Source organism: Bradyrhizobium sp. USDA 4501 (assembly GCF_054062115.1).
Map to the genome: position 1 here is coordinate 8,709,599 of NZ_JBSSEX010000001.1, position 14,312 is coordinate 8,723,910.

Annotated in this window: 18 protein-coding genes; 13 read left to right on the forward strand and 5 right to left on the reverse strand. The window is 64.7% G+C overall.

Annotated features, from left to right (window positions below; genetic code table 11):
- Positions 1–325: 325 nt before the first annotated feature.
- From ACVWZM_RS40625 to ACVWZM_RS40675, 11 genes are all read left to right on the forward strand, one after another.
- Complete coding sequence (locus tag ACVWZM_RS40625; RefSeq protein WP_456856031.1) at positions 326–3,496, forward strand: CheR family methyltransferase; 3,171 nt, start codon at positions 326–328, stop codon at positions 3,494–3,496.
- Positions 3,497–4,243 (forward strand): Crp/Fnr family transcriptional regulator, encoded by a 747-nt coding sequence (locus ACVWZM_RS40630; protein WP_076828811.1) that lies wholly within the window; start codon positions 3,497–3,499, stop codon positions 4,241–4,243.
- 303 nt (positions 4,244–4,546) lie between these two features.
- Positions 4,547–4,747, forward strand: coding sequence for a hypothetical protein (locus ACVWZM_RS40635; RefSeq protein ID WP_028331978.1), 201 nt, complete (start codon positions 4,547–4,549; stop codon positions 4,745–4,747).
- A gap of 355 nt (positions 4,748–5,102) precedes the next feature.
- Positions 5,103–5,357, forward strand: a complete 255-nt coding sequence (locus ACVWZM_RS40640) for a hypothetical protein (RefSeq protein ID WP_168856399.1) — start codon at positions 5,103–5,105, stop codon at positions 5,355–5,357.
- 245 nt (positions 5,358–5,602) lie between these two features.
- The gene (locus ACVWZM_RS40645; protein ID WP_456856032.1) at positions 5,603–6,463 is read left to right on the forward strand and encodes a hypothetical protein; all 861 of its coding nucleotides are present in this window, start codon (positions 5,603–5,605) and stop codon (positions 6,461–6,463) included.
- Positions 6,464–6,485: 22 nt separating this feature from the next.
- A complete protein-coding gene (locus ACVWZM_RS40650) occupies positions 6,486–6,707 on the forward strand; it encodes a hypothetical protein (protein ID WP_050385371.1) in 222 nt (73 codons plus the stop codon).
- 5 nt (positions 6,708–6,712) lie between these two features.
- Positions 6,713–7,156, forward strand: a complete 444-nt coding sequence (locus tag ACVWZM_RS40655; RefSeq protein WP_233475468.1) for a hypothetical protein — start codon at positions 6,713–6,715, stop codon at positions 7,154–7,156.
- 95 nt (positions 7,157–7,251) lie between these two features.
- Positions 7,252–7,764 carry a hypothetical protein gene (locus tag ACVWZM_RS40660; RefSeq protein ID WP_168856396.1) on the forward strand — a complete coding sequence of 171 codons (513 nt, stop codon included), beginning with the start codon at positions 7,252–7,254 and terminating at the stop codon, positions 7,762–7,764.
- A 2-nt stretch (positions 7,765–7,766) separates the two neighbouring features.
- On the forward strand, positions 7,767–8,852 hold the full coding sequence (locus tag ACVWZM_RS40665; protein WP_168856395.1) for a YihY/virulence factor BrkB family protein: 1,086 nt from the start codon (positions 7,767–7,769) through the stop codon (positions 8,850–8,852).
- A gap of 53 nt (positions 8,853–8,905) precedes the next feature.
- Positions 8,906–9,130 (forward strand): hypothetical protein, encoded by a 225-nt coding sequence (locus ACVWZM_RS40670; RefSeq protein ID WP_028331984.1) that lies wholly within the window; start codon positions 8,906–8,908, stop codon positions 9,128–9,130.
- Positions 9,131–9,139: 9 nt separating this feature from the next.
- Positions 9,140–9,469 carry a four-helix bundle copper-binding protein gene (locus tag ACVWZM_RS40675; RefSeq protein ID WP_028331985.1) on the forward strand — a complete coding sequence of 110 codons (330 nt, stop codon included), beginning with the start codon at positions 9,140–9,142 and terminating at the stop codon, positions 9,467–9,469.
- A gap of 192 nt (positions 9,470–9,661) precedes the next feature.
- Here the strand turns inward: ACVWZM_RS40675 and ACVWZM_RS40680 are convergent, their stop codons facing one another.
- From ACVWZM_RS40680 to ACVWZM_RS40700, 5 genes are all read right to left on the reverse strand, one after another.
- Positions 9,662–10,093: a CBS domain-containing protein gene (locus tag ACVWZM_RS40680; protein WP_057018654.1), complete on the reverse strand. Its 432-nt coding sequence runs from the start codon at positions 10,091–10,093 to the stop codon at positions 9,662–9,664.
- A 128-nt stretch (positions 10,094–10,221) separates the two neighbouring features.
- Positions 10,222–10,398: a hypothetical protein gene (locus tag ACVWZM_RS40685; protein WP_158074202.1), complete on the reverse strand. Its 177-nt coding sequence runs from the start codon at positions 10,396–10,398 to the stop codon at positions 10,222–10,224.
- A 64-nt stretch (positions 10,399–10,462) separates the two neighbouring features.
- On the reverse strand, positions 10,463–11,215 hold the full coding sequence (locus tag ACVWZM_RS40690) for a DUF72 domain-containing protein (protein ID WP_168856394.1): 753 nt from the start codon (positions 11,213–11,215) through the stop codon (positions 10,463–10,465).
- A gap of 33 nt (positions 11,216–11,248) precedes the next feature.
- Positions 11,249–12,496, reverse strand: coding sequence for a DUF763 domain-containing protein (locus ACVWZM_RS40695; protein ID WP_168856393.1), 1,248 nt, complete (start codon positions 12,494–12,496; stop codon positions 11,249–11,251).
- A gap of 87 nt (positions 12,497–12,583) precedes the next feature.
- Positions 12,584–13,072 carry a YciE/YciF ferroxidase family protein gene (locus ACVWZM_RS40700; RefSeq protein WP_028344048.1) on the reverse strand — a complete coding sequence of 163 codons (489 nt, stop codon included), beginning with the start codon at positions 13,070–13,072 and terminating at the stop codon, positions 12,584–12,586.
- A 238-nt stretch (positions 13,073–13,310) separates the two neighbouring features.
- Between ACVWZM_RS40700 and ACVWZM_RS40705 the strand changes: the two genes are divergently transcribed.
- Both ACVWZM_RS40705 and ACVWZM_RS40710 read left to right on the forward strand, forming a co-directional pair.
- The gene (locus ACVWZM_RS40705) at positions 13,311–13,514 is read left to right on the forward strand and encodes a CsbD family protein (RefSeq protein ID WP_028331989.1); all 204 of its coding nucleotides are present in this window, start codon (positions 13,311–13,313) and stop codon (positions 13,512–13,514) included.
- Positions 13,515–13,615: 101 nt separating this feature from the next.
- Positions 13,616–14,224 carry a cysteine hydrolase family protein gene (locus ACVWZM_RS40710; RefSeq protein WP_076828827.1) on the forward strand — a complete coding sequence of 203 codons (609 nt, stop codon included), beginning with the start codon at positions 13,616–13,618 and terminating at the stop codon, positions 14,222–14,224.
- Positions 14,225–14,312: the final 88 nt, after the last annotated feature.

Here is a 14,312-nt window from a genome sequence, read left to right on the forward strand (position 1 = left end):
CTGAACTCCGCTCCAAGTTCGAACATGTGGTCAAACTGCTGCAGGACGCGCTGGCGCCAGAGGTTCTCGTCGATGAGGCGATGGGCTTCTGCAGTCGCCCGTTCCGCACGCCTGATCGGGGCTGTGAGCTCTCCGGATCCATCTATCGTCGGGTCGCCTTCCATCACCTAACTATGACCCTTCCGGTTTTGGAGGGCAATCGATCCCGGAGTCGAGGTTCCCGGGAGGTTGGAGAATTCCTACCTATCCCGTTGGGATAGGACTAAACTCTGCTATCAAAAGACGCGGGCGAGACGCCAGCAGGAGAATGAGAGCCGCTGCAATCATGGATGATGTTGGCCAATCCCAGAGCGGAGACGAAGAGCGCCAGTCCAAGGCGCCGCTGATCATAGGTGTGGGCGCGTCCGCCGGCACCCTCGACAGCATCGAGCGGTTCTTCTCGAAGCTAAGGCTCAATCCGGACCAGGCCGTCGTGCTCGTGTTGCAGTACCGGGATGCCATCGAGGACACCCGGTTGCGCGAAGCGTTGCAGCGATCGGAAGGCGCCCGGCTGTCCGAGATCAGCGACGGACAGCTCGTCGAGGGTGGCACGATCCATCTGTGTCCGTCCGACATGATCACCACCGTTCATGGCGACCGTTTCGCGGTCCGGCGCGCCGAGCAGGCGCGCGCCGAGCGGGCCACCATCGACAGTTTCCTGGTGTCGCTGGCGGAGGAGCGCGCCGAGGAATCGATCGGCGTGGTGCTGGCCGGCACCGGTGGCGACGGCACGCTCGGGGTCGCGACCCTGAAGGATCATGGCGGCCTGGCGATCGCCGAGCGCATCGGGGATGGCGAACCCGATCCGCACGCCGAAGGCAATTCGGCCGTCGCGATCGCGGATTTTGTGCTGCCGCCCGAGGCCATTCCCGAGCATATCGACGTCTATGCCCGCCACCTGCGCCGGCTCGAGGAGAAGCAGGGGTTCGACGAGGTGCTGGCCGCGGCGGCAACCTCGCTTGCGCGCATTGCGGATATCCTTCGCAACAAGACCGGCAACGATTTCCACGGCTACAAGCAGAACACCTTCCTGCGCCGCGTCCAGCGCCGCATGCAGGTGGTGCAGATCGACGATATCTCTGCCTATGTCGATTTCCTGAGAAACGACAAGGACGAGGCGCAACATCTGTTCAACGACCTCCTGATCGGCGTCACGGAATTCTTCCGCGACAAGAAGGAGTTCGATGTCCTGGAAACCCAGATCATTCCGAAGATATTCGAAGGGAAGGGCGTCGGCCAGCAGGTGCGTGTCTGGGTGCTTGGCTGCGCGACCGGCGAAGAGGCCTATTCGATCGGCATTCTGCTGCGCGAGCATATGGCCGGTCTCGACTCGGTGCCGCAGGTGCAGATCTTCGCGACTGACATCGACGGGCGCGCGCTCGCCGCCGCGCGCGTCGGGCGCTATCGCACCAGCATCGAGAACGATATGACGCCGGAACGGCTGGCGCGCTGGTTCGTACGCGAAGGCGACACCTACTGCGTCGTCAAGGAGCTGCGCGAGATGTGCATTTTCTCGCAGCACAACGTCATCAAGGACGCGCCGTTCTCCAAGCTCGATTTGATCTCGTGCCGCAACCTGCTGATCTATCTCAATGCCGAGCTGCAGAACCGCGTCATCCCGCTGTTCCATTTTGCGCTGCTGCCGGACCGGTACCTGTTTCTCGGCAATTCCGAGAACGTCACCCGGCATCCGAAGCTGTTCGCGCCGGTCGACCGGCGCGCACGCATCTTCAAGAAGCTCGAGACCGGGACGCGGCTGCCGCCGGAATTCCCGATCACGACGGCGGCCGGGCGAGCCGCGATCGACATACCACCGGTCCGCTCCATCGGCCCCGATGTCGGCCTCGAGCGCCGCGCCCAGCGCATCGCCGAGCGCTATGCGCCGGCCTATGTGATCACCGACGACCACTTTCACATCCTGCATTTCTCCGGCCGCACCGGCCGCTATATCGAGCCGACCGCAGGCACGGCGACCCTCGACCTGCTGCAACTCGTGCACCGCGACCTCAGACTTGAGCTGCGCACGGCGCTCAGCCGTGCCGCGGAAACCAACGAGGCCGCGCATGCCGAGCAGGTGCAACTCGGCGTCAACGGGCATCGCGTGCTGGTCGACATCACGGCCGAACCAATTCTCGACGGCCCTGCGGGTCACCGCAATTTCGTCGTGCTGTTCAAGGATGGGCCGATCCGCCCTGTGGATCGCGCCGAAACCAATCCCAACGTTCTGGTCAGGACCGAGCATGTCGAGCGGCTGGAAAGCGAGCTGCGCGCCACCCGCGAGCGGTTGCAGGCCACGATCGAGGAGCTCGAAAGCACCAATGAGGAACTGAAATCCTCCAACGAGGAGTATCAATCGCTCAATGAGGAGCTGCAATCCGCCAACGAGGAACTGGAGACCTCGCGCGAGGAATTGCAGTCGGTCAACGAGGAGCTGACGACCGTCAACGGCGAGCTGGCGCATCGCGTGCAGGAATTGACCCGCGCCACCAGCGACCTGAAGAATTTCCTCGAGAGCACGCAGATCGCGACCGTGTTCCTGGACAACGATCTGAAGGTGATGAACTTCACGCCGGCGATCACGCATTTGCTGCATCTGGTCGAGACCGATGTCGGCCGCCCGATCGCGCATATCAAGGCGCGCATCCCGATCGAGGAGCTCTACGACGATGTGCGGCGCGTGCTGCGGACGCTGGCCAGCGCCGAGCGCGAGCTGACCGCGCCCGACAGCGGCACGCGCTATATCGTGCGCATCCTGCCGTACCGCAGCATCGACAATTTCATCGCCGGCGTCGTGATCACCTTCATCGACGTCACCGCGATCACGCGGGCCGAGGAGCGGCAGCGGCTGCTACTTGCCGAGCTGCAGCATCGCGTGCGCAACACGCTCGGCGTGGTCCGCTCGATCGCGCGCCGCTCGGCCGAGACCAGCGCGAACGTCGAGGACTACGCATCGCATCTCGACGGCCGGCTCAACGCCTTCGCGCGGACCCAGTCGCTGGTGACCCGCGATCCGGAAGGCGGCGTCGACCTCGAATATCTCGTGGTCGAGGAATTGCTTGCGTACAACGCGAAGGAAGGCGAGCAACTGAAGGTCGCAGGTCCCAGGATCCGGCTCCAGCCCAAGGCCGCGGAGACCTTCGCGCTGGCACTCCACGAGCTCGCAACCAATGCCTTGAAGTATGGCGCGCTGAGCGATACGGCCGGGCGCATCGACGTCTCATGGCGCATCGATGATGCGGCCGATCCGCGGCAACTGCTGTTCGACTGGCGCGAGCGCAACGGGCCCGCGGTGGCGCCGCCGCGCCGCAGGGGATTTGGATCCGATCTCCTGGAGCGGACGCTGGCGTTCGAGTTCAAGGGCAAGAGCACGCTCGAGTTCAATCCGTCGGGACTGCACTGCACGATCGCCATACCGATGAACCCGCGAGCCATCCATACGCCGAGCATGGGGAGCTAGATGCATCCCCCGATCCTCGAGGGAAATCTGGCGCAGCCGGTGATCCGGCGGCTCAATGCCCTGCGGCAATTGTCCGAACGCGGGATCGCGTTGCTGCAACAGGCGATCCAGGAAGGGCTGCATCGGGCCCGCCCGGGCGAAGACCTCGCCACCGAGGGCGATCCGGTCGAGAGCGTCAGGATCATCCTGTCGGGCTGGCTCTGCCGCTACAAGACGCTGCCGGACGGCCGCCGCCAGATCGTCAATTTCATCCTGCCAGGCGACAGCTGCGACGCCTGCGTTTATCTGCTGTCGGTGATGGATCATTCGATCGGCGCGCTGACCCCGGTCACCTATGCCGACATCAAGCGGCCGGCGTTCGAGCAACTGCTGGCGAGCGACCGTTCGCTGGAGGAGGCGCTGTGGTGCGAAACCATGGTGAACAGCGCGATCCAGCGGGAATGGACGGTCAATATCGGACGGCGCGTGGCGCTGGAGCGGGTCGCGCATCTGTTGTGCGAACTCCATGAGCGCCTGCTGCCGGTTGGAATGATCGACGGCGATTCCTGCCTGTTCCCGGTCACGCAGATGGATCTCGCCGATGCCACCGGCCTGTCGGTGGTCCACGTCAACAGGACGCTGCAGGAGCTGCGCGGCTCCGGCCTGATCGTGCTGCGCGACCGCATGCTGACGATCAACGACCTGAAGCTGCTCAAGGACACGGCGTTGTTTTCGGCCGACTATCTGCACACCAAGCGGCGCGGCTGAGACGCGGCAAGGCGGCTCTATGCTGCTCCCCCTGAAATCGCGACGGATGCCGGTGCGGCGGGCGCGCGAGGCGCCGCAGGCGTTCGCTGATGCGATCCTTGAAATGTCGCAGCGGGACTGACGCGGAGGCGCGTCATTTTGCAGAGCGCACTGACGATCTGAACATGACAGTGATTTGTCGCGACGAAGACAGCGCGACGGTCGGCCGCGCAAGATTTGGATACGGCTGTTAACATACTTGAACTCCTCTCGCGCGGTGTCGCGCTACGATGCAGTTCGATCCACGAGGGCAGGGAGGCAATCATGCTCGATGGAGAGACGGCCGCAGTGCTTCGCGCGGTGCTCGACGAGGTCTGCGGAGGCGTGCCGCGCTCGGATACGACGAAGCGGACCAACGTCGCCTCTGGATTGCTGCAGGCCATTCGCGAGGGACGCTCGTCAATCGATGAGCTGCGCATCGCAGGCCAGGCCGCGTTGCGCACCGCCCCGAGCATGTGGCGCTAGGCGGTCTGATCGGGCAATCGCAGCGGCACGATTGTGCGTCGCACATTTGCAGACGTTAGTGCCGGAACTGACTTCGACGCGCATGCTCTCGCGAGCTGACGCGCCGACCGGCCGTCAGCGCAACCAGGAGAACCCCGTACGACCCCAGCTCTCCATCCCTGAGCTGGGGTCACTTGTGTCGAACAGGGAGTGGAGCCACAGCGATCGAGTAGAGCGTCGTGGGCTCCTCGATCTCGTCCTCCGGTCACGTCCAGCCGCCATGATGGTGAAGGAACGTTCAGGAAAGTTCCGATCCTGTTCCTGCAACATGCGCGGACGCCAGTCGTTATCACGGCGTACTAGAAAGGAGGATGCCATGACGAAGCTTACTTACGCTCTTGCCGCGGTTGCGGCACTCTCGATAGCGGCACCGACCGTTGCGAGCGCGCAGGGTGTGGGCATCTATGTCGGCGGGGACCACGGCTACTACAGCGATCGATATTATGGTGGTCCGCGCGTCGACGTATACCGGCATGACCGGGGCTGGCACCACGGCTGGTACAACCATCATCGCGACTACTACCGCGACCGCGGCTTCGTGATCCGTGGTCATGACTGGGACGACGACTAACGGTGTTGGTCGCACGTCGCGATCAGCAGATCGCGACGACCAATGAGGGCCTCGCTTCGGCGGGGCCCTTTTTATTGGCCTGCCGCATCGCGCCGGTTCGTCCGCGTAGGAACCTTGGCTTCTCCACCAGATTGTCAGGACGGGAAGGACGGAGGAGGTTTTCATGAACCAGTTGATTTATCTGGTCGGACTGATCGTGGTCATTTTGGCGATATTGTCGTTCTTCGGGCTGCGGTAGGCGCGTCATGGATAACGAGCGAGGGCTTGCCGTGTCCGCCGCCAACAGGACCGGGCTTCGGCTGCAATGGAGTCCGGTCATCGCCGGCGCGCTGGCTGCGGCGGCGCTGTCGGTGATCCTGATCGGCTTCGGCGCGGCGGTCGGGTTGGGTGTCAGTTCAAGCTCGCCGTCATGGCGCGACGCATCAGCCGCGCTCGCGTTGCTGTCGGGGCTGTATCTGATCCTGCAGGCATTGGTGAGCTTCGGCGTCGGCGGCTACATCGCCGGCCGGGCCCAGCGCGTGATCGGCGCGACGCCATCCGACGAGATCGACAGCCGCGACGGGCTTCACGGCCTGACCGCCTGGGCGCTCGCCGTCATCCTCGGTGCTACGATCGTCGCGCTGGTTGGCCTGTCAACCGCGCGTCCGGTGGTTCAGAACCGGCCATCTGCGACGGCCGCGGAGCCGCTGCTGAGCGCCGAGCTCGACCGCCTGTACCGGTCAGTGCGGCGTCCGGCCAATCTCGATATCGGCTATGAGCGGGCAGAGGCCGGTCGCATCCTGCTGACGAGCTCCAGCCGCAGTGGCGTCAGCTCCGACGATCGCAGCTATCTGATCCAGCAGGTGGCGGCCGCGACCGGTCTGCCTGCTGCGGAGGCGGAGAAACGCGTCGACAGCGTGATGGGCGATGCCAGGACCGCCATCCAGCGGTCGCGACGCAGCGCAGTGATCTTGGCTTTCTCGGTTGCGGCGGCGTTGCTGTTCGGTGCGGTCGCCGCCGTGGGCCGCGGCCGGCGCGGGTGGCCGTCACCGCGACGGCGCCGCGCTGCCGGAGTGGATGGGCGGCAGGCCGACGACGGCCGTGCCGATTGTCTGATGCAGTTGTGAATGTCCTTCAAGGGAGACGATGATGGCAACGATCTTGGTGATGGACCACTCCGGCGACACGAGACAGCAGTTCGACCCCGACAACAGTGAGCAGCTGGCCTGGGCGAATGCTCGCTTCACCCAGCTCACGTCGGACGGCTACACCGCCGCAATCCGGCAAGCGACCGGAGAGGCGAAGTTGGTCCGCGCGCTCGATCCGACCGCCGAGGAAACCCTGTTCTATCCGAGGCTGGTCGGCGGCTGACGCCAATGCTCGCCCGTCTGCGCGAGATGTCCCTGCGGTCCGTGCTCCGGCGCGCCGCCGGCACGCTGGGTGCGACGCTGGCCGCGATCTGGGATCGCTGGCAGGCCTATGAGCGAATTGAGGCGCGCGGACTTGCGCTGCTGTCCGCGTGGCTGTCACCCGAGCAGCGGGCGCAGTTCGAAAAGTATAAGCGCTTCGACGTCATCGGCTCGGACTCCGGCAAGCGATACCGGATTTGCTACGGCACCTCGACCAACGTCTATGAGATGGACGGCGGCGATCGTATCGTGCTGGGCTGGTGCTTCCGGCCCGTCGGCGCGCTGGCGGCGGGCGACGTGATGCTTGCCCAGAAGATCGCGCTCGAAACCGACGAGCGCGGGACGCTCATGGTCGCGAAGCCATTCCCGAGCTCCATGCCGCCACGCGCAAATCTCCCTCCGGTCAGTTAGCGCTCGGTTCGCGCTGTCCCGCATGGCGCAAACTGTTGCGCGTTGCCGGGGAGGAACGTCGATCTTCCCGCCGGGTTGTCGGATGCCGACTTGCAATGGACCTCGTCATGCGCGTCAACACGTCGTCTTCGCTGAGCCTGATCTTCCGCTCCTACCTTGCGGACTTGCGACAATGGATGACGCGCCTCGTGACCGGCTACGCATTTGCGTGCAGCTTCATGCTGGCGGGTGCGGTCTCGCTTCTGATCGCGACCGGGATCGGGGTTGGCGCGGCTTTCCACGCCCTTGAAATGCATTACGGCATCTGGATCGCATATGCCGCGATCGGCGGCGCCTTTGTCCTCCTCGGGATCCTGGGGCTCGTCATGGGCCGCGTGCTGCTCGCGCGTCCTGCGCCGGCCGTGCCGCGCCCGGGCCGACAGGCCGACATGCTCAAGCGCGCGATCGCAGTGCCCGTCGCCGCGCGGCTGATCGCCACCACGCGGACGGGAGCAGGGGCGAGCGTAGATCCCACCACCCGCGCACTGGCCGCCGGAGCTGCAATCATGCTTGTCGGCTGGTTTGCTGCATCGCGCGCCCGGCGTCAGCGCGATGCGATCCAGGACTAGCGATGGGTACGCTGCGCAATTGGCCGAACGACCTGATGCTCGCCGGTGCAACGGCGCTGGCGACGTTGGCGATCGCTCGCCAGCTGTCCCGATCTGAGCGGCCGTCCGCTCGGGAGCAGGGCGTCGAACCCGCGCTGGCCGAAACGCAAGATCGTGGACGGCTCGCCGACACGCCGCTCGAGATTCCGACTGCCGGCTGGAAGGACATTCTGCTGCGCACCTATCAGCAGATCGACGAGGACCGTCTGCTGGCAACCGCGGCCGGCGTCGTGTTCTATGGCCTGCTCGCGATCTTCCCGGCGATCACCGCGCTGGTCTCGAGCTACGGCCTGTTCGCCGATCCGTCCACGATCTCATCGAACCTGCAGAGCCTGGCGCTGATGCTGCCGGAAGGCTCGTTTGCGATCGTCCAGGACCAGATCGCGCGCGTGCTCGCGAAGGGGACCTCGACGCTCGGCCTGACCTTTGCCGCCGGCCTGCTGATCGCGATCTGGAGCGCCAATGCCGGCATGAAGGCGATCTTCGATGCGCTCAACGTCGTCTATGACGAGAAGGAAAAGCGCAGCTTCGTCAAACTGAATCTGATGTCCCTCTCGTTCACGATCGCCGGGCTGATTTCCATCATGCTGATGGTCGGAGCGGTGGTCGTCGTCCCGCTTCTGCTACAGCAGGTCGGACTGGGCACGACCGCCGAGCTCGTCATCCGGTTCGGACGGTGGCCGATCCTGGTGCTCCTGCTCCTCACCGCGCTCGCGGTGCTGTACCGCTATGGTCCGAGCCGAACCAGGCCGCGCTGGCAGTGGCTCAGCGTCGGCGCCGTCGCAGCGGCCGTGCTGTGGCTGGCCGGTTCGGTGCTGCTCTCCTGGTATCTGGCGAACTTCGGCGATTACAACGCGACCTATGGCTCGCTGGGGGCGGCCATCGGTCTGATGACGTGGATGTGGATGTCCGCCATCATCGTGCTGTGCGGGGCAGAGCTGAATTCAGAGATCGAGCATCAGACCATGCTCGATTCGACCGAGGGCCGCCGCAAGCCGCTCGGAGCGCGTGGCGCAACCATGGCTGACACGGTCGGCAGGGCGTCTTAGCCGGCGCAGACCCCGCAGCAGCGCACCCGGCAATGAGCATAGGAACCAACGGCATGACCCGCGCTTATGCCAAAATGGTTGAGATCAACGTGCTGGAAAAACCGATCGAGCGGATCAAGCAAACCTGCGAGCTGATGGGCATCGCGGACAGGTTCGACCGCGCGCTTCCCGAACTCGAGACCTTCCTCGAAGCCGAGATCGCGCAGGGCGAAGTCCGCGAGTCGAAGCTGACCCTTGATGGACTTTGCTACCTGCGCCAGCTGCTGGCGCAGGCGTGAGGTATCGACATGGCATTCTCTGAGGAAATGAACCGATGCGTCGAGACCTGTCTGTCCTGCTATAGGACCTGCCTCGGCACGGCCATGAACCATTGTCTCGTCACCGGCGGCAAGCATGTCGAGCCGGCGCATTTCCGATTGATGATGGCTTGTGCGGAAATGTGCCGGACGGCGGCCCATTTCATGCTGATCAACACCCCGCACCACAAGCACACCTGCCGGGAATGCGCGGAGATCTGTGGTGAATGCGCCGAGGATTGCGAGCGCGTCGGCGGCATGGACGAATGCGTGGCGATGTGCCGTGCGTGCGCGGAATCCTGCCGCAAGATGGCGGCCTGACGGCGCGAGCTCCCCGTTCGGTCAATCGGAGCTGACGTAATGGGCGCGCCAGAGCAGCGCCGTGACGATCAGGGCGATGACCCCGGCGGCAATCACGATCCACGGTACATAGTCGGCCATTGGCGCACCTGACGCTCCGCTTCGCGAGCCGGGCCTTTGCGAGCCAGGGCCGCGAAGCGGAGCCGTGTAAGTCTAGAGTTGCGCGTGTTGGGTGGTCGGGCGTGAGATCTGGCTGAGCGCCATGCCCGTACCATCGCTGGCCTGGATCAGGGCGATATCCCCGAGTGCGATGATTCCGACCAGGCGCTTGTCCCGGCTCAGCACCGGCAGGCGCCGAACCTGGATCGCACCCATGTTCTGCGCGATGTCGTCGAGCTCCTGATCCTCGAAACAATACTTCACCTCGGCCGTCATGACGTCGCCGACCCGCGAGTCGGGGCCGCGACCCATTCCGATGCCGCGAAGCGCGATGTCGCGGTCCGTGATCATGCCGACCAGGCGCTCGCTATCGGTAACCGGCAGCAGGCCGACGCCAAGCGCTGCCATCGCTTCTGCGGCATCGCGGAGCGTATCGTCGGGGGTGCACAGCTGGACGTCAGGTGTCATCGCGTCGCAAACCTTCATGATAGCCTCTCCATTTGGCTGGTTGCGTCAACGGCCTAACGATGCCGCCCGGAACGGCGTTCCTAACAAGGCGAGGCGGATGGCAATGTTGGTCCAGGTCGGATGAAGCGGCATGTCCCGCTCCGTGCCTAGGCTACGCCGGGATAGGTCGCCGACTTCAGCAGGCGTGCAGGATGTGCCGCGTTGGCCGCAAGCATGGTGGTGGTCTGCACAGTCTTGTCGTAGGGCTTTTTGAGGTCCTTGTAGTGGGTCGGGGAGGGATCCTTGCCCCGCTTCAGCGTGTAGTTCAGCGCAATGGCTTTCAACGATCGGATGGCATCGCGTCGGCTCGTCTCTTTGGCAGCCAATGCAGGCTGGAACCGTTCGTTCCTATTGCGAACGCCGCCGAGGAACGGTGGCGCCGAGTAGCGCGCAAAGCCGTTTGGCATCCGCCGGCGCTGCGCTCTTCTGGTCGTTGTCGAAATAGACATAGATGTCGCATCCCTGCCGCTTCCAGCCGCGGATGCGTTTGGCCCAGTCGGAAAGCTCGGCCGGCTTGTAGTGCCCGCGATATCGGCCGCCCGGGCCGTGGCCGCGGACGTAGACGAAATCCGCGGTCCGTTTCCACGGCGCCGGCGCGTCGTGGTGATCGGAAATGCAGAGCGCGATATTGCGATCCGCCAGCAGTTTCAGGGTATGCGGCGCGTACCAGCTGGGGTGGCGGAATTCGAACGCATAGCGCCGCCGCCGCTTCAACAGCTTCAGGAACGAGGCTAGCCGATCGGCATCGATCGTGAAGTTCGGCGGCAGCTGAAACAGGACCGGGCCGGCCTTGTTGCGCAGCAACGACAGACGCTCTTCCAGCAATTGGAGACTGTTGACCGAGTTCGCGGAGAGGCGCTTCCAGTGCGTGATGAATTTCGACGCCTTCCAGGCGAAGACGAAATCCGCATCGGTCGCATCGCGCCAGCCTGTCACCGCCTGTTCGGTCGGCGTGCGGTAGAAGACGCCGTTCAGCTCAGTCGTCGGAAACTGCGTCGCGTAGTAGTCGAGTTGCCGCTTGAGCGGCAAGCCCTTGGGAAAGAACGGACCGCGCCAGGACGAATAGTGCCAGCCGGAGGTGCCAATCAATACGCGCGCCATGCGATGGTCCAAGCGGTGGATCAAGCCTTCGCTTTAAGGCTTGGTGATCCCGTCGCGCTCGGCAAGGTCGGCTTCCCAACCGAACACCGAGCGGCCGTCGAGCGAAGGAGAACGGGCCCGCTCGTTCGCGACAAACGCCTCAAAGGAGGGGCCGGTGGCGGTTCGTTCCAATCTGCGGGCCTGATCGTCGAGCCGCTTCAGCGCCTGCATCTCCTCATCGCGGCCGAGCTTTGCCTGCTGCACGGCCGACTTCAGCACGCGGATGGTCTCGTCATAGACCTTGATCGGCACCGGGAAGGGATGACGGTCCTTGCCGCCATGGGCGAGCGAGAAGCGCGCCGGGTCGCGGAAGCGATAGGGCGTCCCGTGAACGACCTCGGCGACCATCGCGAGCGACTGCACCGTGCGGGCGCCGACGCCGGGCGTCAGCAGCAGCTCGGGAAAATCCAGCGGCCCGCGATCGGCAGCCGCGGCCAGGGTGCCGTGCAGGCGGCGGACGAACACGTCGCTCGAGCGCACGTCGTGATGCGCGGGCATGATCAGGTGGAGGAGATCCGGTTGCGCGGTCGCGCTCTCCGTCAGCTCGGCATATTCGCGCGTGATGCCGTCCGGCCCCAGCGCAGCGAGCAGATCGAGCTGCGCCTGGCGCGAGCCTTCGGCGCGGTGATCGGTGAGATTGACGATCTCGCCCTGCGTCGGGCCGTCGATCGCGCTGTGCGGCTCGTCGACGAAGCTACGCAGGCCTTCGGAGTGCCAGTGATAGCGGCGGGCCTGCCGCTTGTCGCCGTTCATGCCTTGCTGGACGACGGTCCATTTGCCGTCGTCGGTGACGAAGAAACCATGCAGGTAGAGCTCGAATCCGTCCTGCACCGCGGCGCTGTCGACCTTGGCCACCAGCCGGCTCGCGCGGGTTAGGGCGGCACCGTCGAATCCGACGCGGTCGCCGAGGGCGGACAGTTCATCGGGCGTGCGGCGCGAGTGCTTGCCGCGCCCGCCGCAGACGTGGATTCCGAGCTCGCCCTGCAGCGGCGCCAGACCTCGCTTCAGCGCACCGATGACGCTGGTGGTGATGCCGGACGAGTGCCAGTCCATGCCCATCACGGCGCCGAACGACTGGAACCAGAACGGATGCGACAGTCGCTGCAAAAAGGCATCGCGGCCGTAATGGTGGACGACGGCCTGCGTGATGATGCCACCCAGCGTCGCCATGCGCGCCGCCAGCCATGGCGGCACGCGGCCGCCATGGAGCGGAAGATCGGCGCTGCCGGTGCGTCGGGCCATCGGGCTCCCAGATGCTGAATCGGCGTCCAATCTACCAGCAAATGCGAGCATGTGTACAAAGCGGACGTCGCTTCATCGCGCGTCTGGTCAGGCGGCTTCGGCGTTGATGCCGCTGACGGCAAGCTTGGTGAGCGCTTCATCCGTCTTCTTTTCCTCGGCCAGGGTCTGGTCGATGAGCTTGACCGCATCCTTCATGCTGAGCCGGTTGGCCCAAGCCTTCAAGGTGCCGTAGCGGGCGATCTCGTAATGTTCGACCGCCTGGGCTGCCGAGAGCAGGCCCGCGTCGAGCGCCGGCGTGTCGGCATACTCCTCCATGATCTCCTTACCCTCGTCGATGATCCCCTCGATGGCGTCGCACTTCTTGCCGCGCGCCGGCTTGCCCATCAGGTCGAAGATCTGCTCGAGCCGCTCGATCTGTCCTTCGGTCTCGTCATGATGCTTCTCGAACGCCGCACGCAGATCGTCGGACTCGGCGGCCTTGGCCATCCGCGGCAACGCCTTCAGTATCTGCTTTTCCGCGTAATAAATGTCCTTGAGGGTATCGAGGAAGAGGGCGCTGAGATCCTTGTCCGGCATTGGTCGCTCCGTGTGTTGGGTGAATAGTCCGGAGTGCCAACACGAGTGCGGAAAGCAAGTTCCTATCCTTGATCGATGCGTGGCAAAGCGCCTCGTCGGCCGTCGCACATTCGAGCGGGTCACGATGGAGCTTGGTCGGATTGCGAAGTCTGGATTGCGAAGTCTTGCCGCAACGTGCCTTCGGAACGAAGCCTCGGCCGGCCCGTTGGTCGGTCTCATCGTTCAAGGGAGAACCGCAATGGATTGGAATCGTGTCGAAGGCAACTGGAAGCAGGTCAAGGGCAAGGTCAAGGAGCAGTGGGGCAAGCTCACCGATGACGATCTCGATGTGATCGACGGCAAGCAGGACCAGCTCGAGGGCCGTCTGCAGCAGCGCTACGGCTATGCCAAGGATCAAGCCGCCAAGGAAGTGAACGACTGGTACGGCCGCCAGAAATGGTGAACGGGACCGCGTTCCGGGCCCCGCTTCGGCGGGGCCTTTCGCGGCCTGGGCGGCTGAGCTTGCGTGTGACGGCATCCGGTCGGCGCGCGCAGGAGTGAGCGATGGGACAGCTTCTGAGCCCGCCAGGTCCGCGCGCGGCGCACCTTTGCATCGATATGCAGCGGCTGTTCGAGCCCGGAGCGCCCTGGGCGACGCCCTGGATGGACCGCGTGCTGCCGCGCATCATCGAGCTGGCACGGCATGCGCCTGAACGTACCGTGTTCACCCGCTTCATTCCGCCGCGCTCGAAGCACGACGCGCGAGGGATTTGGCGGGCTTATTATGAGAAATGGGAATGCGTGACCCGCGAGCGGCTCGATCCGGAGTTGATCGAGCTCGTGCCGGCGCTCGCCGCCTGTGTGCCGCCGGCCGCCATCGTCGACCGGCCGATCTACAACGCGTTCGGCAACGGACGCCTGCAAGCTCATCTGGATGCGCATGGGATCGATACGGTGATCGTGTCGGGCGGCGAGACCGACGTGTGCGTGCTCGCCACCGTGCTGGCCGCGATCGATATCGGCTACCGGGTGATCATGGCCGAGGACGCCTTGTGCAGCTCTTCCGATCAAAGCCATGACGCGCTGCTGCAGCTCTATGCCGAACGCTTCAGCATCCAGATCGAGGTGGCATCCACGGCCGATATCCTCCGGATGTGGACCCTCGACGACTGAAGCGACAGCGGGCCGAAACGAGGTACCGGTATCAGGGCAATCGGAGCAGGGGTGGCAATACCTGCTTCCTGGGGCTGAGCTGACGCTG